Annotated in this window: 20 protein-coding genes and 5 tRNA genes; 3 read left to right on the top strand and 22 right to left on the bottom strand. The window is 36.5% G+C overall.

Translation table 11 applies throughout. The features are described from left to right. Window positions 1–2: 2 nt before the first annotated feature. Window positions 3–671 carry a thiamine diphosphokinase gene (locus HOO91_07020; GenBank protein ID NOU17290.1) on the top strand — a complete coding sequence of 223 codons (669 nt, stop codon included), beginning with the start codon at window positions 3–5 and terminating at the stop codon, window positions 669–671. 81 nt (window positions 672–752) lie between these two features. On the opposite strand, the gene HOO91_07015 is transcribed toward HOO91_07020, so the two are convergent. The 21 genes from HOO91_07015 to HOO91_06915 form a co-directional block, all read right to left on the bottom strand. Further along, the gene (locus HOO91_07015) at window positions 753–1,064 is read right to left on the bottom strand and encodes a DUF3467 domain-containing protein (GenBank protein ID NOU17289.1); all 312 of its coding nucleotides are present in this window, start codon (window positions 1,062–1,064) and stop codon (window positions 753–755) included. Window positions 1,065–1,179: 115 nt separating this feature from the next. Next, entirely contained in the window at window positions 1,180–5,469 is a 4,290-nt protein-coding gene (gene rpoC, locus HOO91_07010; protein NOU17288.1) for a DNA-directed RNA polymerase subunit beta', read from the bottom strand. Window positions 5,470–5,547: 78 nt separating this feature from the next. Beyond that, window positions 5,548–9,357: a DNA-directed RNA polymerase subunit beta gene (rpoB, locus tag HOO91_07005; GenBank protein NOU17287.1), complete on the bottom strand. Its 3,810-nt coding sequence runs from the start codon at window positions 9,355–9,357 to the stop codon at window positions 5,548–5,550. A 100-nt stretch (window positions 9,358–9,457) separates the two neighbouring features. Then, window positions 9,458–9,829 (bottom strand): 50S ribosomal protein L7/L12, encoded by a 372-nt coding sequence (gene rplL, locus HOO91_07000; protein NOU17286.1) that lies wholly within the window; start codon window positions 9,827–9,829, stop codon window positions 9,458–9,460. Window positions 9,830–9,864: 35 nt separating this feature from the next. Continuing rightward, window positions 9,865–10,389 carry a 50S ribosomal protein L10 gene (locus tag HOO91_06995; GenBank protein ID NOU17285.1) on the bottom strand — a complete coding sequence of 175 codons (525 nt, stop codon included), beginning with the start codon at window positions 10,387–10,389 and terminating at the stop codon, window positions 9,865–9,867. Window positions 10,390–10,416: 27 nt separating this feature from the next. Next, entirely contained in the window at window positions 10,417–11,118 is a 702-nt protein-coding gene (locus tag HOO91_06990) for a 50S ribosomal protein L1 (protein ID NOU17284.1), read from the bottom strand. Window positions 11,119–11,138: 20 nt separating this feature from the next. Then, complete coding sequence (rplK, locus tag HOO91_06985; protein NOU17283.1) at window positions 11,139–11,579, bottom strand: 50S ribosomal protein L11; 441 nt, start codon at window positions 11,577–11,579, stop codon at window positions 11,139–11,141. 21 nt (window positions 11,580–11,600) lie between these two features. Beyond that, a complete protein-coding gene (nusG, locus tag HOO91_06980; GenBank protein ID NOU17282.1) occupies window positions 11,601–12,149 on the bottom strand; it encodes a transcription termination/antitermination factor NusG in 549 nt (182 codons plus the stop codon). A 21-nt stretch (window positions 12,150–12,170) separates the two neighbouring features. Further along, entirely contained in the window at window positions 12,171–12,362 is a 192-nt protein-coding gene (gene secE / locus HOO91_06975) for a preprotein translocase subunit SecE (protein ID NOU17281.1), read from the bottom strand. Window positions 12,363–12,378: 16 nt separating this feature from the next. Next, window positions 12,379–12,452 (bottom strand) — tRNA-Trp (locus HOO91_06970). A gap of 48 nt (window positions 12,453–12,500) precedes the next feature. After that, window positions 12,501–13,688: an elongation factor Tu gene (tuf, locus tag HOO91_06965; protein NOU17280.1), complete on the bottom strand. Its 1,188-nt coding sequence runs from the start codon at window positions 13,686–13,688 to the stop codon at window positions 12,501–12,503. 63 nt (window positions 13,689–13,751) lie between these two features. Continuing rightward, window positions 13,752–13,823: transfer RNA gene (locus HOO91_06960), tRNA-Thr, on the bottom strand. Between the two features lie 10 nt (window positions 13,824–13,833). Beyond that, window positions 13,834–13,906, bottom strand: a tRNA-Gly gene (locus HOO91_06955). 131 nt (window positions 13,907–14,037) lie between these two features. Next, window positions 14,038–14,120, bottom strand: a tRNA-Tyr gene (locus HOO91_06950). A 24-nt stretch (window positions 14,121–14,144) separates the two neighbouring features. Then, window positions 14,145–14,218, bottom strand: a tRNA-Thr gene (locus HOO91_06945). A 218-nt stretch (window positions 14,219–14,436) separates the two neighbouring features. Further along, the gene (raiA, locus tag HOO91_06940) at window positions 14,437–14,733 is read right to left on the bottom strand and encodes a ribosome-associated translation inhibitor RaiA (GenBank protein NOU17279.1); all 297 of its coding nucleotides are present in this window, start codon (window positions 14,731–14,733) and stop codon (window positions 14,437–14,439) included. A 21-nt stretch (window positions 14,734–14,754) separates the two neighbouring features. Continuing rightward, a complete protein-coding gene (locus HOO91_06935) occupies window positions 14,755–15,639 on the bottom strand; it encodes a tyrosine recombinase XerC (protein NOU17278.1) in 885 nt (294 codons plus the stop codon). Window positions 15,640–15,728: 89 nt separating this feature from the next. Beyond that, window positions 15,729–15,920 (bottom strand): 30S ribosomal protein S21, encoded by a 192-nt coding sequence (locus tag HOO91_06930; protein NOU17277.1) that lies wholly within the window; start codon window positions 15,918–15,920, stop codon window positions 15,729–15,731. Between the two features lie 140 nt (window positions 15,921–16,060). Beyond that, on the bottom strand, window positions 16,061–16,990 hold the full coding sequence (locus HOO91_06925) for a helix-hairpin-helix domain-containing protein (protein ID NOU17276.1): 930 nt from the start codon (window positions 16,988–16,990) through the stop codon (window positions 16,061–16,063). Between the two features lie 128 nt (window positions 16,991–17,118). Further along, on the bottom strand, window positions 17,119–18,177 hold the full coding sequence (locus tag HOO91_06920) for a class I fructose-bisphosphate aldolase (protein ID NOU17275.1): 1,059 nt from the start codon (window positions 18,175–18,177) through the stop codon (window positions 17,119–17,121). Window positions 18,178–18,257: 80 nt separating this feature from the next. Next, window positions 18,258–20,660 carry a BamA/TamA family outer membrane protein gene (locus tag HOO91_06915; protein NOU17274.1) on the bottom strand — a complete coding sequence of 801 codons (2,403 nt, stop codon included), beginning with the start codon at window positions 20,658–20,660 and terminating at the stop codon, window positions 18,258–18,260. 201 nt (window positions 20,661–20,861) lie between these two features. Between HOO91_06915 and HOO91_06910 the strand changes: the two genes are divergently transcribed. Next, window positions 20,862–21,626 carry an RNA methyltransferase gene (locus HOO91_06910; protein NOU17273.1) on the top strand — a complete coding sequence of 255 codons (765 nt, stop codon included), beginning with the start codon at window positions 20,862–20,864 and terminating at the stop codon, window positions 21,624–21,626. Between the two features lie 28 nt (window positions 21,627–21,654). Here HOO91_06910 and HOO91_06905 read toward each other — a convergent pair whose 3' ends face one another. Then, on the bottom strand, window positions 21,655–22,443 hold the full coding sequence (locus HOO91_06905) for a hypothetical protein (GenBank protein ID NOU17272.1): 789 nt from the start codon (window positions 22,441–22,443) through the stop codon (window positions 21,655–21,657). A gap of 160 nt (window positions 22,444–22,603) precedes the next feature. Here HOO91_06905 and HOO91_06900 point away from each other — a divergent pair, with 160 nt between their 5' ends. Beyond that, the gene (locus tag HOO91_06900) at window positions 22,604–23,275 is read left to right on the top strand and encodes a hypothetical protein (GenBank protein ID NOU17271.1); all 672 of its coding nucleotides are present in this window, start codon (window positions 22,604–22,606) and stop codon (window positions 23,273–23,275) included. The last annotated feature ends 215 nt before the right edge of the window (window positions 23,276–23,490 follow it).

Raw genomic sequence — 23,490 nt, 5'->3', positions numbered from 1 at the left:
ACGTGAAAAATAGTAATAACGAACAGCGAGCAACGATTAACGAGCAACAAGTTGAAAAAGTTGTTGTTGTGGCCAATGGCAAGTTTCCAGATCATGAAATCCCATTGAATGCTCTTGCCAATGCCGATGTTGTTGTTTGCTGTGATGGCGCAGCAGCTAATCTTGATAAGCATGGGATAATTCCAACAGCAATTGTAGGTGATTTGGATTCATTAACTTCGTTTTTAAAAACTAAATATGCTGATAAGCTTCATCATGATCCAGATCAAAACACAAATGATTTAACTAAATCGATTAAGTGGTGCTTAAGTAGAAAATATACTACCATAGATATTGTCGGTGCAACAGGGCTTCGAGAGGATCATACATTAGGAAATATAGGCCTTTTACCACTTTATGCACGAATGGGAGCAAGGGTTAGAATGTTTACTGATAACGGATACATTATACCTCTATTAGAATCACAATCTGTTGACAGTTTCGTCGGGCAACAAGTTTCTATATTTTCGCCGAATAACCTCACAAAAGTTACTTCAATAAACCTCAAATATCCAATTAATAGGAGTATACTAAATGAATATTGGATGGGTACCTTAAACGAAAGTTTAGGAGAAAAATTTACTCTTGAGTTTGAACCTGATCCACTAATTCTTTTTCTAAAATATCTCTAGAAATGGTTTGCATTATGCAAGTCACCATAAAACAAAAATGCCGAAGTAAATTCGGCATTACGTTTATTACAGTATATAGAATTAGGCTTCACCAACCCCGCCAAAATTAATTGGGAATGCAGGAGCACCGCCACCTTCAACTAATTTAATTGGTCCATGTGTTGATTCAAACTTAGAAATATTGTCTTGCAAAGCTAAAAACAAACGCTTAGCATGGTCAGGTGTAAGAATAATTCTTGACTTTACCTGAGCTTTAGGCATTCCAGGCATAATTCGAACAAAATCTACAATAAACTCAGATGCTGAGTGTGTTATTACTGCTAGATTTGAATAAGTTCCTTGAGCAACTTCATCGTTAATCTCAATATTGATTGGGTTATTTTTATCTGTCATGGCTTAATGAATTAATTTGAGTAAAGGTATAAAACTTGATTGTTATTTAAACAACACATTACATAAAAAAAAGAGAGGCTGCTCAAAGCAGCCTCTCTTTCTGATAAATATTAGTTTAATCATCTTCTTCATCAACACCAACTGCAACAGTATGACTAGTTGGAGAAGTCTGTTCATAATCCTCTTTTGAGAAAACAACAAGATTATCGAACTCACGAAGACCAGTACCTGCAGGAATTAAGTGACCGCAGATTACATTCTCCTTCAGACCCTCAAGATTATCAACCTTACCTAAGATTGCAGCCTCGTTTAGAACCTTTGTTGTTTCTTGGAACGATGCAGCAGACATAAAACTATTTGTTTGTAAGGCTGCTCTTGTAATACCCTGCAATACCTGACTTGAGGTTGCAGGAACGGCATCACGAGCGGTGATTAGCTTCAAGTCTTTTCGTTTCAGAACTGAGTTTTCATCACGAAGTTTACGTGCTGTGATAACCATACCAGGACGAACTACCGTTGAATCTCCTGAATCAATAACAATTTTCTTGTCATAGATCCAATCATTCTCATCCATGAAATCCCATTTGTCAACTATCTGACGTTCAAGGAAACGTGTATCGCCTGGGTCCTCAATTTCTACCTTACGCATCATTTGACGAACGATAATTTCAAAATGCTTATCATTAATCTTAACACCCTGCATACGGTAAACCTCTTGAACCTCGTTTACGATATATTCCTGAACCTTTGTTGGACCTTTAATTGCTAGGATATCTGAAGGTGTAATTGCACCGTCTGAAAGTGGAGTACCTGCTTTAACGTAATCGTTCTCCTGAACCAGAATTTGTTTTGAAAGTTGAACAAGATATTTCTTAACTTCTCCAGTCTTTGAAGTAACAATAACCTCTCTATTTCCACGCTTAATTTTCCCAAATGATACTTCACCATCAATTTCGGAAACAACAGCAGGATTAGAAGGATTACGAGCCTCAAATAGTTCGGTTACACGTGGAAGACCACCGGTGATATCACCTGATTTACCCATTGCTCTAGGAATCTTAGAAATAATATCCCCTGCATTAACCTTTTTAGCATCATCAACAACAATGTGTGATGAAACTGGAAGACTATATGAGCGGAAAACATTTCCTTTACTATCTAGAATTTTAATCATTGGGTTCTTGGTCTTATCGCGAGAGTCAATAATAACCTTTTCGCGATAGCCTGTTTGTTCATCAGATTCTTCTCTAAATGTTACATCTTTGATAACAGCATCAAATTCAACAGTACCTTCTGATTCTGAAATAATAACCGCATTCCATGGATCCCATTCGCAAATGAGTTGACCTTTTGTAACGCTTTCATTATTATCAATATATAACTTAGAACCGTATGGAATTGTATGAGTAGAAAGCGTAATACCTGTATTCTTATCAATAATACGCATCTCTGCTAAACGACCAATTACAATGAAGAATTTATTTCCAGAATCATCTGTACGTTCAACGGTCTTTAACTCTTCAATTTCTGCTCTACCGTCGAAACGTGCAATAATTTTTGAATCGGAAATAATATTCGATGCAGTACCCCCAACGTGGAATGTACGTAGAGTAAGCTGTGTTCCAGGTTCACCGATACTTTGTGCAGCGATAACACCTGTTGCTTCACCAATCTGAACCATACGGCCATTGGCAAGGTTACGCCCGTAACACTTAGCGCAAACACCCTTTTTCGATTCGCAGGTTAACACTGAACGAATTTCTACCTGTTCTATTGGAGAATTATCAATTTCTTTTGAAATCTCTTCCGTTAGTTCTTCCCCCGAAGCGATAATTAGCTCACCGGTAAGTGGGTGATAAACATTATGAACAGTTGTACGTCCGAGTATACGCTCGTATAGCGATTCTACAACCTCTTCGTTTTTCTTAATTGCTGTTGCAACCAATCCGCGAAGTGTACCACAGTCATTTTCAGTAATAATAACATCCTGAGAAACGTCAACCAAACGACGGGTTAGATAACCAGCATCAGCAGTTTTCAATGCTGTATCGGCAAGACCTTTACGAGCACCGTGGGTTGAGATAAAGTACTCAAGAACCGATAGACCTTCTTTAAAGTTTGAAAGAATTGGGTTTTCGATAATCTCACTTCCTGTTGATCCTGATTTTTGAGGTTTAGCCATTAGACCACGCATTCCGCAAAGCTGACGAATCTGTTCCTTCGATCCACGGGCACCTGAATCAAGCATCATGTAAACCGAGTTGAAACCTTGATTATCTTCCGATAGTTTCTTAAGCAGAATAAGAGTTAGCTTAGCATTTGTATGTGTCCAGATGTCAATAATTTGATTGTAACGTTCATTGTTGGTGATAAGACCCATGTTGTAGTTGGCCATAACCTCATCAACCTGAACATAGCCTTCTTCAACAAGTTCTGCTTTATCAACTGGGATAATTACATCATCGATATTGAATGAAAGACCACCCTTAAACGCCATAAAATAACCTAAATCTTTGATATCATCTAGGAATTGGGCTGTTTTGGCTGTTCCGGTTTTCTTTAATACTTTACCAATAATATCGCGTAACGATTTCTTTGTTAAGATATCGTTGATGTAGCCAATTTCTTTTGGAACATTCTGGTTGAAAATTATCCTACCGATTGTGGTATCCATAATTTTATAAACCATAACACCATTTTCATCCTCCTTGCCGATGCGAACCTTAACTATAGCATGAAGATCGGCTGCTTTCTCATTGTAAGCAATGATAGCCTCTTCAGGCGAGTAAAAGATTAGCCCTTGACCTTTAGCATCCTTACGAGCTTTCGTGATATAGTACAAACCTAATACCATGTCCTGTGAAGGAACAGTGATAGGTGCACCATTTGCTGGGTTAAGAATGTTGTGCGAACCAAGCATCAAAAGTTGAGCTTCAAGAATTGCCTCGTTTCCAAGTGGGAGGTGAACTGCCATCTGGTCACCGTCAAAGTCTGCGTTGAACGCAGTACATGATAGTGGGTGAAGTTGGATAGCTTTACCTTCAATCAATTTAGGTTGGAATGCCTGAATACCTAAGCGGTGAAGGGTAGGAGCACGGTTTAGCAGAACAGGGTGTCCTTTAAGAACATTCTCAAGAATATCCCAAACTACTGGATCCTTGCGATCTACTATTTTCTTGGCCGATTTTACAGTTTTAACAATACCACGCTCAATAAGTTTACGGATAACAAATGGCTTGTAAAGTTCAGCAGCCATATCCTTTGGTAAACCGCATTCGTGCATCTTTAATTCAGGACCTACGACAATTACCGAACGAGCTGAATAGTCAACACGTTTACCGAGCAAGTTCTGACGGAAACGACCTTGTTTACCTTTTAAACTATCACTTAATGATTTTAGAGGACGGTTAGCATCCGTTTTAACGGCGTTTGCCTTACGTGAGTTATCGAATAAAGAGTCAACAGCTTCCTGAAGCATACGTTTCTCATTTCGGAGAATAACCTCAGGAGCTTTAATCTCGATAAGTCTTTTAAGACGATTGTTACGAATAATAACCCTACGGTATAGGTCATTAAGGTCAGATGTTGCAAAACGGCCTCCATCGAGTGGAACTAATGGACGAAGTTCTGGTGGAATTACAGGAATAACCTTAAGAATCATCCATTCAGGTCTATTTACCTGGGTTGATTCACGGAAAGCTTCAACAACATTAAGCCTCTTAAGTGCTTCATTTTTTCTCTGTTGAGAAGTTTCAGTATTTGCTCTATTACGAAGATCATATGATAGATCATCGAGTTGAAGGCGTGAAAGAAGCGTAAATAATGCCTCAGCGCCCATTCCTGCAATAAATTTATTAGGATCACTATCATCAAGATGTTGATTCTCTTTTGGTAGCGTATCCAAAATGTCTAAATATTCCTCTTCTGTAAGAAAATCTAAGTATTTTACACCATCTACCGCCTTGATACCTGGGTTGATGACAACAAAACGTTCGTAGTAAATAACTACGTCAAGTTTTTTAGTTGGCAATCCAAGAAGGTATCCAATTTTATTAGGCAATGAACGGAAATACCAGATATGAGCCACAGGAACAACTAAGTTAATGTGACCCATCCTTTCGCGACGTACTTTCTTTTCGGTTACTTCAACACCGCAACGGTCGCAAACAATACCCTTATAACGGATACGTTTGTATTTACCGCAATGGCATTCATAGTCCTTTACAGGACCGAATATTCTTTCGCAGAATAGTCCGTCACGTTCAGGTTTATAAGTTCTATAATTGATGGTTTCAGGTTTTAGCACCTCACCACTAGAACGTTCAAGCACCTCTTCAGGAGAAGAGAGGCTGATTGTAATCTTTGTAAAGTTGCTTTTAACCTTATTTTCCCTTCTGAACGACATAATCTCTGTATGTTAATAAGTTAAGTTTTGCAGTTAAAGCCATTTAAACAATGGCAAAATGTTCAGCAAAACATGCTACTATTCAAGGTTAACGCTTAATCCAAGTCCACGTAGTTCGTGTAGGAGCACATTCAACGACTCGGGTATACCGGGTTGAGGCATAGCTTCTCCCTTAACTATAGATTCGTAAGCTTTAGCACGGCCAACTACGTCATCGGACTTAATTGTTAGGATTTCTTGTAGGATATGTGATGCACCAAATGCTTCAAGTGCCCATACCTCCATCTCACCAAAACGTTGACCACCAAATTGAGCCTTACCGCCAAGTGGCTGCTGGGTAATTAGTGAGTAAGGACCAATTGAACGAGCATGCATCTTATCGTCAACCATGTGACCCAGTTTTAGCATGTAAATCATGCCAACGGTTGCAGGTTGATCAAATCGTTCTCCAGTTCCACCATCATATAGATAGGTTTTCCCAAATCTTGGAATACCTGCTTTATCAGTATACTCGCAAATATCATCAAGAGATGCTCCGTCAAAGATATGAGTGCTAAATTTAACACCTAACTCTTTTCCAGCCCATCCTAGAACTGTTTCGTAGATCTGTCCAAGGTTCATACGTGAAGGTACACCAAGTGGGTTGAGCACGATATCTACAGTTGTACCATCCGCTAAGTATGGCATATCTTCATCGCGAACAATCTTAGCAACAATACCTTTGTTACCGTGACGACCAGCCATCTTATCACCAACTTTAACTTTTCTCTTTTTAGCGATATAGACTTTGGCAAGCTGAACAATACCTGCAGGTAGTTCATCACCAATGGTGATATTGAACTTCTTACGTTTATATTCAGCATCATACTCTTTCCACTTGAGTATGTAATTATGGATGACCGCTCTAATTGTATCGTTTTTCTTCTTATCGGTAGTCCACTTGTTGGGATTAACATTCATGTAATCAATGTCAACCAACATCTTATGGGTAAACTTAACACCACGAGGAATAATCTCGGCATCGAAATTATCGTAAACTCCTTGAGATGTCTTACCATTCACAATAAAGAATAGTTTATCGACTAACCTCTCAAATAAATCTTTTGCGATATTTTCGAACTCTTCATCAATTTTAGTGAGAAGGGTTTTTTCAGTGGCTTTACCTTTCTTGGGATCTTTAATTGAGCGTGAAAAAAGCATCTTATCAATTACAACACCAAATAACGATGGTGATGCTTTAAGCGATGCATCTTTTACATCTCCTGCCTTATCTCCAAAGATAGCTCTTAGAAGTTTTTCTTCTGGAGTTGGATCTGACTCGCCTTTTGGAGTAATCTTACCAATAAGAATATCACCTGGGGTAACATTTGCACCGATACGAATCATACCGTTTTCGTCAAGATCCTTTGTTGCCTCTTCCGAAACGTTAGGTATATCAGCAGTTAACTCTTCTAAACCTCTTTTGGTATCTCTTACTTCAAGAATATACTCGTCGATATGAATTGATGTAAATATATCATCACGAACTAGGCGCTCACTAACTACGATAGCATCCTCAAAGTTGTATCCTTTCCAAGGCATGAACGCCACCTTTAGGTTGCGACCAAGAGCAAGTTCACCTTTTTTAGTTGCATAACCTTCTGTAAGAATTTGCCCCTTTTTAACCTCTTGTCCTTTTTCAACCATTGGTTTAAGGTTAATACAGGTACTTTGGTTGGTCTTCTTGAATTTAGGAAGTTTATAGCGTTTAATTTCAGGGTTGAAACTTACAAAACGTTCTTCCTCTGTTCTGTTATATCGAACTACAATTTCCTCAGCATCAACATACTCAACAATACCATCCTCTTCAGCAACAACTTGAACACGGCTATCGCTAATAACTGGACCTTCAAGTCCTGTTCCAACAATTGGATCTTCAGGTTGTAACAATGGTACTGCTTGACGCATCATGTTCGAACCCATAAGTGCACGGTTTGCATCATCGTGCTCAAGGAATGGAATAAGAGATGCAGCAATTGAGGCAATTTGGTTAGGAGCAATATCCATCAGGTCAATATTCTCTTTCTCTGCAAGAGGGAAGTCACCTTCGTAACGAGATTTGATTCTTGGATTTGTAAAATTACCTTGCTCGTCAAGAGTTGCATTTGCCTGAGCAATAATTTTTGCTTCTTCTTCCTCTGCACTTAAATATATTACATCATCTTTTGTTAAGCCAACCTTGCCATTTTCAACCTGACGGTATGGGGTTTCAATAAAACCTAACTGATTAATTTTAGCATAAATACAAAGTGAAGAGATTAGACCAATATTTGGTCCTTCAGGTGTTTCTATTGGACATAAACGTCCATAGTGCGTATAGTGTACGTCACGAACTTCAAAACCCGCACGTTCACGTGATAGACCACCAGGTCCTAATGCTGATAAACGACGTTTGTGAGTCATTTCAGCCAAAGGATTGGTTTGATCCATGAACTGTGAAAGCTGGTTGGTGCCAAAGAAAGAGTTAATTACCGATGAAAGGGTTTTCGAGTTGATAAGGTCTATGGGTGTAAATACCTCATTGTCGCGAACGTTCATCCTCTCACGGATTGTTCTTGCCATACGTGCTAAGCCAACGCTAAATTGACCAGCAAGTTGCTCTCCAACAGTGCGAACACGGCGGTTACTTAAGTGGTCAATATCGTCAACATCAGCTTTTGAATTAATAAGCTCGATCAAATACTTAATAATTTCAATAATATCCTCTCTGGTAAGAACTTTAACTTCCTTTCCTGTGGAAAGGTTAAGCTTTTTATTGATACGATAACGTCCAACTTCACCTAAGTCATAACGTTTATCGGAGAAAAATAGTTTATCAATAACATCGCGAGCGGTAGCTTCGTCGGGTGGTTCTGAGTTGCGTAACTGGCGATAAATATGAATAACAGCTTCTTTTTCAGAGTTACATGGGTCCTTTTGAAGCGTATTATAGATAATGGCGTAATCCGAAATGCTCTGATTTTCTTTGTGTAATAGGATAGACTTAGTTCCAGAATCAACGATATCATCAATATGATCATTTTCTAGAATAGTCTCACGGTCAAGGATAATTTCATTACGTTCAATGGATACAACTTCTCCAGTATCCTCATCAACAAAATCCTCAACCCAAGTTTTAAGAACTCTTGCAGCAAGTCTTTGACCTACAACCTTTTTAAGGTTGGCTTTCGAGACCTTGATCTCGTCAGCTAGGTTGAAAATCTCAAGAATATTCTTATCACTTTCGTAACCAATTGCTCTAAGAAGAGTGGTTACAGGTAGTTTCTTTTTACGATCGATATAGGCATACATCACGTTGTTTATATCGGTGGCAAACTCAATCCACGAACCCTTAAATGGGATAATACGTGCGGAATAGAGTTTTGTCCCATTAGCGTGTACGCTTTGACCGAAGAAAACACCTGGTGAACGGTGAAGCTGAGATACAACTACACGCTCAGCACCGTTAATAACGAATGTTCCCCTTGGGGTCATGTAGGGAATAGTCCCCAAATAAACATCCTGAACAACGGTATCAAAATCTTCGTGTTCGGGATCGGTACAATAGAGTTTTAACTTAGCCTTTAGTGGAACACTAAAAGTTAGGCCGCGCTCAAGACACTCCTCAATAGCATATCGAGGGGGGTCAATATAGTAATCGAGAAACTCGAGTACAAAGTTGTTACGGGTATCTGTAATCGGGAAATTTTCGCCAAAAACCTTGAACAAACCTTCTCTCTTACGATCTTCTGGGGACGTTCCAAGTTGGAAGAATTCCTCAAAGGATTTTAACTGTATCTCGAGAAAGTCGGGATACCTAATAGGTGTTTCGGTTTTAGCGAAGCAAATTCTTTTATTGTCTGGAAACATTTGTGATCGAATTAGTTGAACCGATAAATATAACAATAAAAAGGCTTAGAATCTATTTTAATAGATTCTAAACCTCTAAATACCTAATATCAGGCTTTCGCTATTTAAGTTCAACTTCTGCTCCTGCCTCTTCGAGTTGTGTTTTGAGAGATTGTGCTTCTTCTTTAGAAACGCCTTCTTTTACAGCTTTTGGAGCAGCGTCAACTAAGTCTTTAGCTTCTTTTAAACCAAGACCGGTGAGCTCTTTAACAAGTTTTACAACTTGTAATTTTGTGCCACCTGCTGATTTTAAAATCACATCAAATGTGTTTTTTTCAACAACAGCTGCTTCGCTTGCAGCAGGTGCAGCAACAGCAACAGCCGCAGCTGCAGGCTCAATGCCATATTCGTCTTTCAGAATCTTAGCAAGCTCATTAACTTCCTTCACGGATAGGTTAACTAAATCTTCTGCAAATTTCTTAAGATCTGCCATTTTTACTTTGAGTTTAAATTAATTCCAAACTATAACTATTGTTCTCTTTCTGATAGTGTTTTAACAACACCTGCAAGAATGTTACGACCGGATTGTAATCCAGAAACAACGTTTTTAGCGGGTGATTGCAACAGAGCGATAACGTCAGCAACAAGTTCATTCTTGCTCTTAAGGCTAACGAGTGTGTCTAGTTGATTCTCACCTACATATATTGATTCTTCTACAAAAGCGGCCTTCAGTAAGGGTTTAGGATTCTTCTTACGGAATTCCTTGATAAGTTTTGCCGGAACGTTACCTGTTTCGGTAAACATTACAGATGTAGACCCTTTAATTGAGTCGTAGAGCTGTGTGAAATCTGATTTTCCACTACGCTCCAACGCCTTAATAAAGAGGGTGTTTTTTACCACTACCAATTCTATCTGTTTTTCGAAACATTTCCTACGTAGTTTGCTAGTTACTTCAGCATTCAATTCGGAAATGTCTGCAAGATAAAAATGTGGGTATTGATTTATCTGCTCGGTTAACTTATCGATTAATAAATTTTTATCTTCCCTTCTCATAGTGCTATTGGGTCTGTAATAAGGTTATTAGTTCGTCTCGGAGACTGATTTAGGATCGACTTGTAGTCCAGGGCTCATCGTGCTTGAAATATATACGCTTTTAACGTAAGTTCCTTTAGCTGACGATGGCTTGAGTTTAATAATTGTATTAATAAACTCCTGAGCGTTATCGACTAATTGTTCCGGTGCGAATGAAACCTTCCCGATTGATGAGTGGATAATCCCAAACTTATCAACCTTGAAGTCAATCTTACCCTGTTTTACCTCTTTTACAGCCTTATCCACATCCATGGTAACTGTACCACTTTTGGGGTTTGGCATCAGACCACGTGGTCCTAGAACACGGCCAAGTGCACCCACTTTAGCCATTACGGTTGGCATAGTGATGATAACATCAACATCTGTCCAACCACCTTTTATCTTTTCGATAAAATCATCTAGTCCAACATAATCTGCACCTGCTTGACGAGCAGCTTCTTCTTTATCAGGGGTACACAACACTAATACGCGTGTAACTTTACCTGTACCGTGAGGTAGGGTAACAACACCGCGTACCATTTGGTTCGCTTTTCGAGGGTCAACACCAAGACGTATGTCTAAGTCAACCGAAGCGTCAAACTTTGTAGTTGTAATATCCTTCAAAAGGGTAGCTGCTTCAGCAAGCCGGTACTGCTTATCGGCTTCTAATTTTGACAGAGCAAGCTTCCTGTTCTTAGTCAGTTTAGTCATTGCGCAATAGAGGTTAGAGGTTAATTACCCGGATTATTACCGGTTACAGTTATACCCATACTGCGGGCAGTTCCTGCCACCATTTTCATCGCTGACTCCAAAGTGAAGCAGTTCAGATCGGGCATTTTATCCTTTGCGATTTCCTGTACCTGATCCCAGGTAACAGTGGCAATTTTGATACGATTAGGCTCTGCGGAACCAGACTTCTGTTTCGATACTTCTAACAGTTGAACGGCTACCGGTGGGGTTTTAACAATAAAATCAAATGATTTATCGCCATACACGGTTATAACAACTGGCAATACTTTTCCAGCTGATGTTTGAGTTCTTGCATTGAATTGTTTGCAGAACTCCATGATGTTCACCCCTTTTGAGCCGAGAGCGGGACCTACAGGTGGCGATGGATTAGCCGCACCACCCTTGATCTGGAGTTTTATAAATCCAGTAACTTCCTTAGCCATAATGCTTTAGCTCTTAAGTTTTTATTCCTTTTCTACTTGCATAAAACTTAACTCCAAAGGAGTTTTTCTGCCGAAGATTTTCACCATAACCTTCAGCTTCTTCTTTTCCTCGTTCACTTCTTCGATTACTCCGGAAAATGAGTTAAAAGGACCATCAATAACTTTTACCGTTTCACCGACATAGAATGGAACATTAAGTTCTTCCTCACTACCAGCTAATTCATCAACTTTACCTAGGATACGATTAACTTCCGAGGTACGCAATGGGATAGGATCGTTCGTTTTAGGATCGCCTAAAAAGCCAATAACATGAGGAATATCTTTAAGAATATGAGGTATTTCACCTACCAGATTTGCTTCGATCAGAACATAACCGGGATAGAATATTCTTTCCTTGCTGATCTTTTTACCGTTTCGAATTTGGTAAACCTTTTCAGTAGGAATAAGAACTTGTGTAATAAAGTCGTTTAGTTTTAAACGGTTGATTTCGTTTTCAACATACTCCTTTACCTTCTTTTCTTTCCCACCAATGGCTCGAAGAACATACCATTTCTTTACATTCTCTTCCATTGTAGTTTATTCCTAAAGGATTTAGTAAAGCAATCTGTAAATGAATTGCATCAAATTCTCAAAGGTAATGTCCATTGAGAAAACAACCACTGCGATTAATAGGGAAGCAATCATTGCTATTAATGCGCTCGATTGAAGATCTTTCCACGTTGGCCACGAAACCTTATGAACAAGTTCAGTATACGTTTCGTTTAAATATTCTACTATTTTCATGTGTGGATATTATTTGCACGGGTGGAGAGACTCGAACTCCCAGCCCGCGGTTTTGGAGACCGCTACTCTGCCAAATTGAGCTACACCCGTGTACAAAGATTGATCCCTTATGGGATCAATCTTATTTTATAAGTAATATTACTCAAGAATCTGAATAACCTGACCTGCTCCAACAGTACGTCCACCTTCACGAATAGCGAAACGTAAGCCTTGATTTAGGGCTACTGAATAAATAAGGTTAACAGTAATAGTAACATTATCGCCAGGCATTACCATTTCAACACCTTCTGGAAGTTGAATTTCTCCAGTAATATCAAGAGTACGTAAGTAAAACTGAGGACGATAGTTGTTGTGGAAAGGAGTGTGACGTCCACCTTCTTCTTTTTTCAAAACGTAAACCTCAGCTTTAAATTTGGTATGAGGAGTGATTGAACCTGGTTTAGCAAGAACTTGGCCACGTTTAATTTCATTCTTATCAATACCACGAAGTAAAAGACCAACGTTATCACCAGCTTCACCTCTATCAAGAATCTTACGAAACATTTCAACGCCAGTAACAACAGATTTTCTTTTCTCAGCACCTAAACCTACAATTTCAATTTCTTCACTAGTTAAAATAACGCCAGTCTCAATTCTACCAGTAGCAACTGTTCCACGACCAGTAATTGAGAATACGTCCTCAACTGGCATTAGGAATGGTTTTTCATTTTCACGAGGAGGAATTGGAATCCAAGTATCAACAGCATCCATCAACTCCATTACTTTATCAACCCATACTTGTTCCCCGTTAAGAGCACCAAGTGCAGAACCACGAATAACAGGAGCGTTATCGCCATCGAATTTATAAAAAGTTAAAAGTTCGCGAACTTCCATTTCAACAAGTTCAAGCATCTCAGGATCGTCAACCATATCGCATTTGTTAAGAAAAACAACGATGCGTGGAACGTTTACCTGACGTGCAAGTAGAATGTGTTCACGAGTTTGTGGCATAGGACCATCAGTAGCAGCAACAACGATAATTGCGCCGTCCATCTGAGCAGCACCAGTAACCATATTCTTTACATAGTCAGCGTGACCTGGACAGTCAACGTGAGCATAGTGACGATTTGCAGTTGAATATTCAACGTGTGCAGTATTAATGGTAATACCTCTCTCCTTCTCTTCAGGAGCATTGTCGATAGAATCGAATGAACGATACTCGGAAAGTCCTTTCTCTGCAAGAATTTTAGTAATAGCTGCAGTAAGAGTGGTCTTACCATGATCTACGTGACCAATGGTTCCGACGTTAACGTGTGGTTTCGACCTATCAAATTTTTCTTTTGCCATAACTCCAGATATTAATTTACAATTAGAATTTTTAAAATTTGATATTCGTCATTTATTGTTTTGAGCCAATGATGAGATTTGAACTCATGACCCCTTCCTTACCAAGGAAGTGCTCTACCACTGAGCTACATCGGCTTATAGTTAGAGCGGGAGACGAGACTCGAACCCGCGACCCTCAGCTTGGAAGGCTGATGCTCTACCGACTGAGCTACTCCCGCTTTAACGGTTGATAGTTTAGTGTTTATAGCTGTTGGTAGTTAACAGACAACAATTCAAGTTTGCAATCAATTTCTACTTTCAACTTTATTTGCCAAAAGGCAGATTTCAACGAACAAAACACAACCAATTGTGGGGAGAGCAGGATTCGAACCTACGAAGGCGTACGCCAGCAGATTTACAGTCTGCCCCTGTTGGCCACTTAGGTATCTCCCCAACAAGAAATTTAAAAAAAACAAGAGCCGATGGAGGGATTCGAACCCCCGACCAGCTGATTACAAATCAGCTGCTCTGGCCAACTGAGCTACATCGGCAATCTATAGAGAACTTCAACTTTTCAGGACATATATACCCCTCAAAATCGGAGGGCAAATGTATATATATTTTATTTATACGCAAAATAAATTCAATATTTTTTTTCTTATAAAATTATTAAGCCCTTTTTCCTAGTTTTCAATGAGTCTTTATAAAAAACAATGCTAGGAAAAAAGGCTTGGTAAACTGTTAGTAATATTGCAGTTAATTAAGGTTGTTACTTCTTTAATTTCTCTTTATGCTTTTTAATTTGAATTTTTAGAGCCCCAACGCATTCATCAATGGCTTCTTCAAAAGTTGTACATTGTTTATGAGCAAACAGATCTGCTCCTGGAACATTCAACCTAATTTCCACAATTTTATTTGTTATCTCTTGTGGATTTTCAGCTCGTAGATATACATCAGCGTCAATAATGTTATCAAAATACCGTTCAAGCTTATTAACTTTTTGGTTAATGAAGTCGATCAGCTTCTTATCAGCATTGAACTTGATCGATTGGATTTTTACATTCATATTTAATCCTCCTTTATCAATTTAAGCTCGTGGATGAGCTTGTTTATATACCTTCTTTAATTTTTCAAAAGAACTATGAGTATAGATTTGTGTTGCGCTTAAATTGGCATGTCCAAGAAGTTCTTTTATTGCATTCAATTCAGCGCCGTTATTTAATAGGTGAGTTGCAAAAGTATGTCGAAGAACGTGTGGGCTTTTTTTTTCGAGTGTTGTTACTTTAGATAAATTCGCTTTTACAATTCTGTATACTAGTTTTGGATAAATTGGTTTGCCCTTTTCTGTTAAAAACAAAGATTTTTCAACCTTGTTTAATTTAATTTCATCTCTAAAGGATAAATATTGAGAAATTAATTTTTTTAGTTCAGGATGTATTGGTAATACTCTTTCTTTATTGCCCTTGCCGATTACTTTTATTGATTGGGATGAAAAATCAATTTTGTCGATTGTCATACCAACAACCTCTGATAATCGTATACCGGTATAATAGATCATCCCAAGCACTAGCCTGTCTCTGAACCCGATGAAATCATCGTTGAAATGCTCGGGATCTAAAAGTAAATTCATTTCACTTTCACCCACAAATGAGGGCAAACGTTTCCCTGATTTAGGAGGCGTTATACGAGTAAGGGGGTTGGTTTTCACAACACCCTCGCGAAGCAGATAGCGATAGAATGCTCTTAGTGATGATAGTTTTCGATTTGCTGAACGCGGGCTAATATCCTTTGAGATAATTGAAGATAGCCAATGCCGAACTTGCCTATGGGTAAGTTTCCAAGGATGATTCTTTTCAGGATCTAAACCACAATACAACAAGAATTGCTTCACATCGTCACCATATGACCTAACGGTATGAGCAGAAAAACCTTTTTCGACTTTTAGATATTTTAAGAAAGAAGCCAGCATAATCTTTGAATGCAATATAATGATTTTGCCTTGAAAAGACCAAAAAAAATCAGGCAAAAATGCCTGAGAGTTGCATCCAAAAAAGATGAATATTATTCTTCTTTTTGCTGGATTTTCTGAATATAAATGGCCTTCTTTACAGATTCCCTTTTATTAATTGAGGGTTTTGTAAATGCTTGACGTGAGCGAAGTTCCTTCATAATTCCAGTTTTCTCGAATTTTCTCTTAAACTTCTTTAGCGCTCTTTCAATGTTTTCGCCTTCTTTTATAGGTACTACGATCATATTGTTTGAATTTATGAGCCGCAAAATTACACTTTATCAAATATAAATCAAAAGTAATTAGCATTTTTTTTTACATTCGGTTTGATTAACGGATTTTGTTGGCTTTTCAATAGATAAATAAGTAAAAAAATAAAGTTCTTTTAATAGGTTGTTAAGTAACTTCTGATATTTCTATACTTTTCAGGAGATAATATTTTATTTTCTAATAGTTCGCAGACTTTTTTAATATTACCCACTTTACTTCTATAATAGATGATCGCCTTTGCTTGATATTCTGATATATATGGATGTTTTTTAAGATCTTCAAACGATATAAGGTTAAGGTTAATTAATTTTATTTTAGTTGAATCAACAATGATTTGTGAAGATACTGAAATAACTAACTCAGGTTTAATTCCATAAACCTCTTTGAGTTGGTGAAAGTTTACGTACCCTCCCAATAGATTTCGGTAGGCAATTATTCTTCTTGCAAAAACTTTTCCAACACCCTTTATTTTACCTAATTCAATAGTGTCAGCAGAGTTTAATTCAACAATTATAGGTGTCTTTTCGCTCTTATGTAAGGAATCATTCTTGATTTTTGGTTGTAATTCAAGTGGAAATTTGTTGATTGTTATCCAAGGTTTCAACTTTTTAAAAGTTGATGAGTCTATCACATATATCTTTGAAAAATCTTCTGGGGTATGAAAATTTCCACCTTTAATTCTGTATTTCTCAATTACCTTTACTTGTTTTAGGGATAAACCTAATTGAATCATTTCATCAATAGTTACTGTGTTTGGATCAAATGAAAAATAACCATGGGATGTATTAGTTTTAATTTCTTCGTTTTCGATGGGATAGGTAACCGTTTTAGCAACATCTTCTGGTTTTGCTTTTAGCGTTAAAAAGAAACTATCAACCTGAGTGTAAAATTTCTGATTTTTACTGGGGATTGGATTTACAAAGGATTTATAAAATATGGGCGCAAATAGTAAAATGAGAATAAGAATTATTAGAATAATTATTCCATTCCTCTCTCCTTTTGAAAATGTTAGGTAATCTTTTATTCCTGATGATTTAGGGGACATTTCTGAATGAATTTTCAATAAAATAAGATTTGCTTTGGTATGATTTTTAATTGGATCAATAATTAGTCTAAGTTGCAGAAATAATAATTGAAACAAGACTAGTATTACCCAGTCTTGTTTTTAATTTTCTATGCGATTTCTATCTCTTTGCAAAGATAAACATCCTGAATGGCATTTAATATTTTAATGCCATCATTCATTGGGCGTTGAAAGGCTTTACGACCACTTATTAATCCCATACCTCCAGCTCTTTTATTGATAACTGCTGTTGAAACTGCTTCAACTAAATCACTTGTACCGCTAGAGGCACCCCCCGAATTAATTAATCCCGAACGACCATTGTAGCAGTTAATTACTTGGTATCTGGTTAAATCTATAGGGTGATCAGTGGTTAGTTGGGTATAAACCTTTTCATGAGTTTTACCAAAATTAATGGCTTTATAACCACCATTATTCTCTGGTAATTTTTGCTTAATAATATCAGCCTGAATTGTAACACCCAAATGGTTTGCTTGACCAGTTAAATCAGATGCGGTATGATAATCAATTCCATCCTTTTTAAATCCATTGTTACGAAGGTAACACCATAAAACAGTTGCCATGCCAAGTCTATGTGCATGCTCAAATGCTTCAGCAATCTCAATAATTTGACGTGTAGATTCTTCTGAACCAAAATAAATAGTGGCTCCAACAGCAACGGCACCAAGATTCCAAGCCTCTTCAACCGATCCAAACATTATTTGATCATATTTGGTTGGAAAGGAAAGAAGTTCATTGTGGTTGATTTTAACAATGAAAGGTATTTTATGGGCGTACTTACGAGATACGGATGCAAGTACGCCAAAAGTTGATGCAACAGCATTCGCTCCCCCCTCTATAGCTAGTTTAACGATATTCTCAGGATCGAAGTATATTGGATTTGGTGCAAATGATGCACCTGCCGAATGCTCAATTCCTTGATCCACAGGAAGTATTGATAGATAGCCACTGCCAGCGAGCCTTCCATTATTAAACATAGATTGAAGGCTGCAAATAGTTCTAATTGAGCGGTTTGAATTTGATACCACTCTGTCTAAAAAATCAGATCCTGGGAGATGGAGATGCTGTTTGTCAATGGAGTTGCATTTGTGTTCAAGCAAGTATTTTGATTTGTCTCCCAGTAATTCAACAATCTTATCGTAAGTCATATGTTTAATTTTTAATTTATCCTCAAAACAAACCTACAAAATTATTTTAATGTATAACTAAAAGTTCTAAAAAATTGAATTTAGAAAGGATAACCTATCCCAAAATTGAACGCCCAATCCTGATTAGTAAATCGGTTCTTACGCATAAAAACCCACCTTTGAATATTTGGGTTATTATCAGGGATTGCAGGATCATAAAGCCGTAAACCAAAATCGAATCTTATGGTTAGAAAGCCTAGATTAGCCCTAAATCCGGTGCCAGTTCCAAGCGCAATTTGATTATAAAATTCTTTTGGTTTGAAAATGGCTTTATCATTTTCATCTTTAAATGCCCAAATATTGCCAGCATCAAGAAATAATGCACCTTCCAATTGCCAAAATATTTTATAGCGATACTCAATATTAGCTTCAATTTTTATATCGCCTGTTTGGTTAAAGTAGCTAGAACTTAAGGCTTTAACTGAACCGGGTCCAAGACTTCTGGCACTCCAGGCTCGAATGCTATTTGCTCCACCCGCAAAATACTTTTTGTCGAAGGGTAGGGCTTTTGAGTTTCCGTACGGATATCCAACACCTGCAAATAGCCTGTAAACAAATGTGTTATTATTATCTATAACTTGATGATATGTTATATTGATATCGGATCTCAAATACTGGGAAAAACTTGTATTCAGAATGTGATATGTGCTATCACTAGATTTATTTCCATACTTTGAGTAGATTGCCGAAAGGATATTTCCTGATGATTCTAAGTTAAGTCGAAGATAAGTATAACTCGAACTCTTCTGAAGATTTTGGTTATTATATGTAAAGCTATAGCTTGAAAGAGTAATAATCTGATTTTTATAGCTGTTTTCAAGGAATTTCCCTGCAATTTGCTCTTTTAAAGTGTCACTTAAATTAGTAATATTGATCACACTTAGTTCAATAGGGTTGATTGTATGTGTTAGATACTTAAAATTCTTCCAGTTGTAACCAAAGAGTAAACTCGCAATTGTTCTGGTATAATCGGGTCTTCGCTGAAAATTATAGGATGTAGTTATTTGGGTTCGGGGGCTATACTTTTGAACAAACTCTTTATTTGCAAAGGGGCTTAGAAATTTTGGAGTACTTAGCCCCACAGATCCCCCGAGTTCAATGGAATATTTAAAATCAAAGTTTGTTAAATTACTTGTTTTTTGAACTGTCTCTACTAATCCTCTCAATTTTACATCAAAAATCTCTGCTCCTTTAAAAAGATTTTTATGTTGATAATTTAAATTCCCTTCCGCTCCTAAGGCTCCTGAAGTATTAGTCCCAACAAATTCAACTTGATAACTTTGAAGGGTATGAGATGTTAACTGGATGTAACAATTCAATAGACCGGATGGTGTTGGGTTTTTTTTAATGGTATCGGCAAAAAACAAAAAATCATCTACTTGGTTTTTCTTTGTAGTGTCAGCAATAACCTCGTTAAAAAAAATATTAACCATTCTAAAGAGTCTTAACGAGTTTAGATTGTTTTGTGTTTTTTTTACAATTTCGTCGGAGTAATAATCACCAGGTCTGATTCGGTTAAGCTGATCCACTACTTTAAAATCAATCCCTGGATTAGAAGGGAAAATAAAATTAATACCATTGTAAATTACAGTATCAATTAAATTAGTATTCTGTAAGGAAATTAATTTACGAGCATCATAATTAGGATATAAAAACACCTTACTAACTTTATACTTCAAGAATTTCAGAGCTATTTTATCACCTGTTTCAGAAAATTTAAATCCGTTTTTGATGTTTAAAAGGAGGTTAACCTGATGATTTCCAACAGATGTATCTGCGGTAAAGGTGATGTAATCTTTAGTGAAAAAGTAATAACCAGAGTTTTGTAAAAAGTTTTGGATTCTATTTCTCTCTTCTTGTAATAGATCCATATCAAGTCTTTTCCCTTTACCAACCAATGAATTAAGTGAATCCTTAAGAATTAATTTATAAATAGTTGTATCTTCAATTACATGCTTTATCCTTCCAATTATATAAGGGGTTTTTGCATCTATTGAGTAAATAACATCGGCTTTTTTCCCTTTGAAAATTATTGTATCTTTTACAATAGATTGGTAGTAACCTTTGCTTTGTAAGTATAAGTTGATGTTTTTTAGTCCTTGGGTAGTAAGAAAGGTGTCTAAGATAACAGGCTCCTCTCCAATGGTTTTAAGAGACTTGCTTAACCCCTTATATTTATATGGATTTGCAGAATTATAAACTCGGAGGTGAAAGCGAAAGCCAACTATTCGCTTATTAGGCTTCTGACGTAAGTAAACTTCTAAGTCACCTGCTGGGACATCCTTAGACTCTGTTTTTATTGTTGTTTTATTTAAAAGATATTTTCCTTCAGGTACATTACGTGTAATATTGCATGAGGAGAAAAGAATCACGAATAGGGCTAATGCAGGAAGAGGTCTTTTAAAAAGTCTTTTTCGATTAAATTTTATAAAGCAAAGTCCCATTTTTAAAATCAAAAAATTTGAAATAAAAGCATGTGAAAGATAGAAAAAGGTTTTCAATCTTATGTGTTGTTTTAAGTAAAATAGAAGTCTATTCGTAAACAAAAAACATATGAAAGTCCATTCTGGTATAAAAATATGTCGTATAATCCATTAAAAAAGCTAAGTTTATTTAATTTAGCGATATTATTTTAATTCTTTAATATGTTAAGCAAAAGCACAATCAAGTCCATAAATTCGTTACGGATCAAAAAATACCGCAATGAAAAGGGATTATTCATTGCTGAAGGAGAAAGATTGGTTGAGGATATTCTAAACTCTACACTAAAAGTTGAATCATTATACTACACTCCCGATTGGAGTCCTAATTTGGAAATTTCGTTTCCGAATAAATTTGGTATAACCATTGATGAGATGAAAAAGATTAGCGGATTATCTTCTCCATCGAATGTATTTGCAATAGTAAGTACACCTGATTACAATATTGTAGAAATAGATTTTTCAAATACCCTTTCTCTTGCGCTTGATGGGGTTCAGGATCCAGGAAATTTGGGCACAATAATTCGTTTAGCCGATTGGTTTGGAATTGATACTATTCTTTGTTCAAATGAAACTGTGGATGCATACTCACCTAAAGTAGTTCAATCGTGTATGGGTGCAATTTCAAGAGTGAAAATTATTTATTGTAACCTAATAGAAATATTCGAAGACTTAAAGGGAAAAGTTAATTTCCCAATATTTGGAACCTTTATGACTGGAGGTAGTATTTATTCAGAGATTTTAAGTTCAAAGGGAATTATTGTTATGGGAAATGAAGGTAATGGCATAAGTTCTGATGTTGAAAAACTAATTACTAATAGAATTCACATCCCTAGTTTTGCAACCAATCGTAGTACAGTTGAATCGTTAAATGTAGCTATGGCTACCTCAATAGTTTGTTCTGAGTTTAGAAGGAGGGAGTATGTTTAATAGTTTATATGAAACTATTGTTTGATGATCAATTATCTTTTATGCATCGGACTGAAAATCCAAATTTTTTAACATAAAAATTCTTCTTAAGGCTCGAATTATTGTTGTTAATATATCTAAGATAGGCATATTCTGAATTATATTCTGTTGAACTCCACCAAAAGCCAACGCTTCCGAAATCATAAAAACTACCACTATTCCCAATTCTATAACCTCCAGGAAGGGCAGTGAATCCTGTGCTATTATTTGCACAGATATTTGGATATTTCCAGTTTGACAAACCTACCTCTTTGAGTTTTCCACCGGCAATGTTTTTACCACCCAAAAAATCAACTAAAATAGTCCATTCTATATCAGTAGGCACATGCCAACCCATTGGGCAAAGTTTATGCGAATTACAAACTGCATAAAAATTGTAAATAGCACCATACAAATTCTTATGAATGCTATCGTTGTTATACCAACAATATGAGCCAGTTTTTAAGTTGGTCCAAGTTTTATTATCACAAACTAACTTTATTTCACTACCATCTTGATAATGTGTGACTCTAAGGTTTTCAGCCATCCATAATTGACTTCCAATCAGAACAGTTTTATATAGATTTTTGTCGATATCAGATATTGTATCAGATTGATTATTAGATGTTTTAAATGTTGTCAGATCGTAAATTATGGGAAAATTATTTTTTTTCCTCTTTTTTTTTAAAATATTGGCGGTGCTTAATTCTTTTTCAGTTTGTGATAGGAATTTGCAACTATTATTTTGAGAGAAAAGGATGATAGGTATTAGTGTTAAAAGAAATATTACAGAATACATTCTCATGATATTTTTTATCTCAAATTTAGAAGCCTATATCAGTAATTTATTTAGCCAAGGGATTAAAAATCAAATATATAAATTATAAGTTAATGGTCAGTTTAAATATTTGTAATATTTCTTACTTTTGAATATTATTTAACATTAAATCTAAAAGGTTATGAAAACATTTTATTTAACGATTGGCTTAATCCTATTTGTTTCTATTAGTTCACTAAAAGCACAAGATTCTTGTAAAGTGTTGGTTAAGAATCTACAAGGTGCTTATAATGGAGGATGTAAAAAGGGTCTTGCACATGGTAAGGGGACGGCAAATGGAGTTGATAGTTATGAGGGTTCTTTTAAGAAGGGTTACCCGAATGGTCGTGGTAAATATATTTGGTCAACTGGTGCAGTTTATAATGGTAGTTGGGAAATGGGAGTTAGGAATGGTGAAGGGACGTATGCATTCATCGAAAATGGAAAGGAGATTATTCAAGATGGCATTTGGAAAAATGATAAATATGTGGGCCCAAAACCCATATTGCCCCGAATAATTCAGAAAACAAATATCAATTCTGCAAGTTTTGTTAGAACGGGTGATGGAAATTCAATAACCATTAAAATTACGATGAATGGAGTATCGCAGTCGGTAGAGGATTTTAGTATGTCTGCAAGTTCAGGTACAGAGTTTTCAAATGGTGTATCAATTGGGTTTAGAGGTATTGGTTTTCCGTTTACATGTAAAATAAATTTTAAAAGTTGGAATCAAATGAAGTCTGTCCTTTTTGATCGTAAACTTGAATTTGAAATAACGCAACCGGGTGGCTGGGAATTAAAGATAGAGAACTGATTTTGTTAGATAATATTATCTAAAATCAGCGATTTGTCGATTTTTGTGATTGATAACCAGCAGTATAATCGCTTTTTGTTACTTTCCCAAATAAGCTGTTTTGAGAGTTTAAATGCGCAAGTACACAGATTATGGTGTTGGTTGTTTTATTTGCTTAAGAGATAGGAGATTTGACGAATCAGGTATAAAATTAATTCCTATACAATGATGTGATG

Source organism: Bacteroidales bacterium (assembly GCA_013141385.1).
GTDB lineage: Bacteria > Bacteroidota > Bacteroidia > Bacteroidales > Tenuifilaceae > UBA8529.
The sequence above is the reverse complement of the archived record's forward strand: the minus strand, read 5'-3'. Positions and strand labels throughout refer to the sequence as shown.

Excerpts from the sequence above, each read along its gene's own strand:
- HOO91_06990 (NOU17284.1), bottom strand. The coding sequence starts at position 11,118 with ATGACTAAACTGACTAAGAACAGGAAGCTTGCTCTGTCAAAATTAGAA.
- HOO91_06930 (NOU17277.1), bottom strand. The coding sequence starts at position 15,920 with ATGATCGTAGTACCTATAAAAGAAGGCGAAAACATTGAAAGAGCGCTA.
- HOO91_06910 (NOU17273.1), top strand. The coding sequence starts at position 20,862 with ATGTTAAGCAAAAGCACAATCAAGTCCATAAATTCGTTACGGATCAAA.
- rpoB (NOU17287.1), bottom strand. The coding sequence starts at position 9,357 with ATGTTTCCAGACAATAAAAGAATTTGCTTCGCTAAAACCGAAACACCT.
- rpoC (NOU17288.1), bottom strand. The coding sequence starts at position 5,469 with ATGTCGTTCAGAAGGGAAAATAAGGTTAAAAGCAACTTTACAAAGATT.
- HOO91_06995 (NOU17285.1), bottom strand. The coding sequence starts at position 10,389 with ATGAGAAGGGAAGATAAAAATTTATTAATCGATAAGTTAACCGAGCAG.
- HOO91_06920 (NOU17275.1), bottom strand. The coding sequence starts at position 18,177 with ATGACTTACGATAAGATTGTTGAATTACTGGGAGACAAATCAAAATAC.
- HOO91_06905 (NOU17272.1), bottom strand. The coding sequence starts at position 22,443 with ATGTATTCTGTAATATTTCTTTTAACACTAATACCTATCATCCTTTTC.
- HOO91_06915 (NOU17274.1), bottom strand. The coding sequence starts at position 20,660 with ATGGGACTTTGCTTTATAAAATTTAATCGAAAAAGACTTTTTAAAAGA.
- rplL (NOU17286.1), bottom strand. The coding sequence starts at position 9,829 with ATGGCAGATCTTAAGAAATTTGCAGAAGATTTAGTTAACCTATCCGTG.
- HOO91_07015 (NOU17289.1), bottom strand. The coding sequence starts at position 1,064 with ATGACAGATAAAAATAACCCAATCAATATTGAGATTAACGATGAAGTT.
- HOO91_06900 (NOU17271.1), top strand. The coding sequence starts at position 22,604 with ATGAAAACATTTTATTTAACGATTGGCTTAATCCTATTTGTTTCTATT.
- tuf (NOU17280.1), bottom strand. The coding sequence starts at position 13,688 with ATGGCAAAAGAAAAATTTGATAGGTCGAAACCACACGTTAACGTCGGA.
- nusG (NOU17282.1), bottom strand. The coding sequence starts at position 12,149 with ATGGAAGAGAATGTAAAGAAATGGTATGTTCTTCGAGCCATTGGTGGG.
- rplK (NOU17283.1), bottom strand. The coding sequence starts at position 11,579 with ATGGCTAAGGAAGTTACTGGATTTATAAAACTCCAGATCAAGGGTGGT.
- raiA (NOU17279.1), bottom strand. The coding sequence starts at position 14,733 with ATGAATGTAAAAATCCAATCGATCAAGTTCAATGCTGATAAGAAGCTG.
- secE (NOU17281.1), bottom strand. The coding sequence starts at position 12,362 with ATGAAAATAGTAGAATATTTAAACGAAACGTATACTGAACTTGTTCAT.
- HOO91_06925 (NOU17276.1), bottom strand. The coding sequence starts at position 16,990 with ATGTCCCCTAAATCATCAGGAATAAAAGATTACCTAACATTTTCAAAA.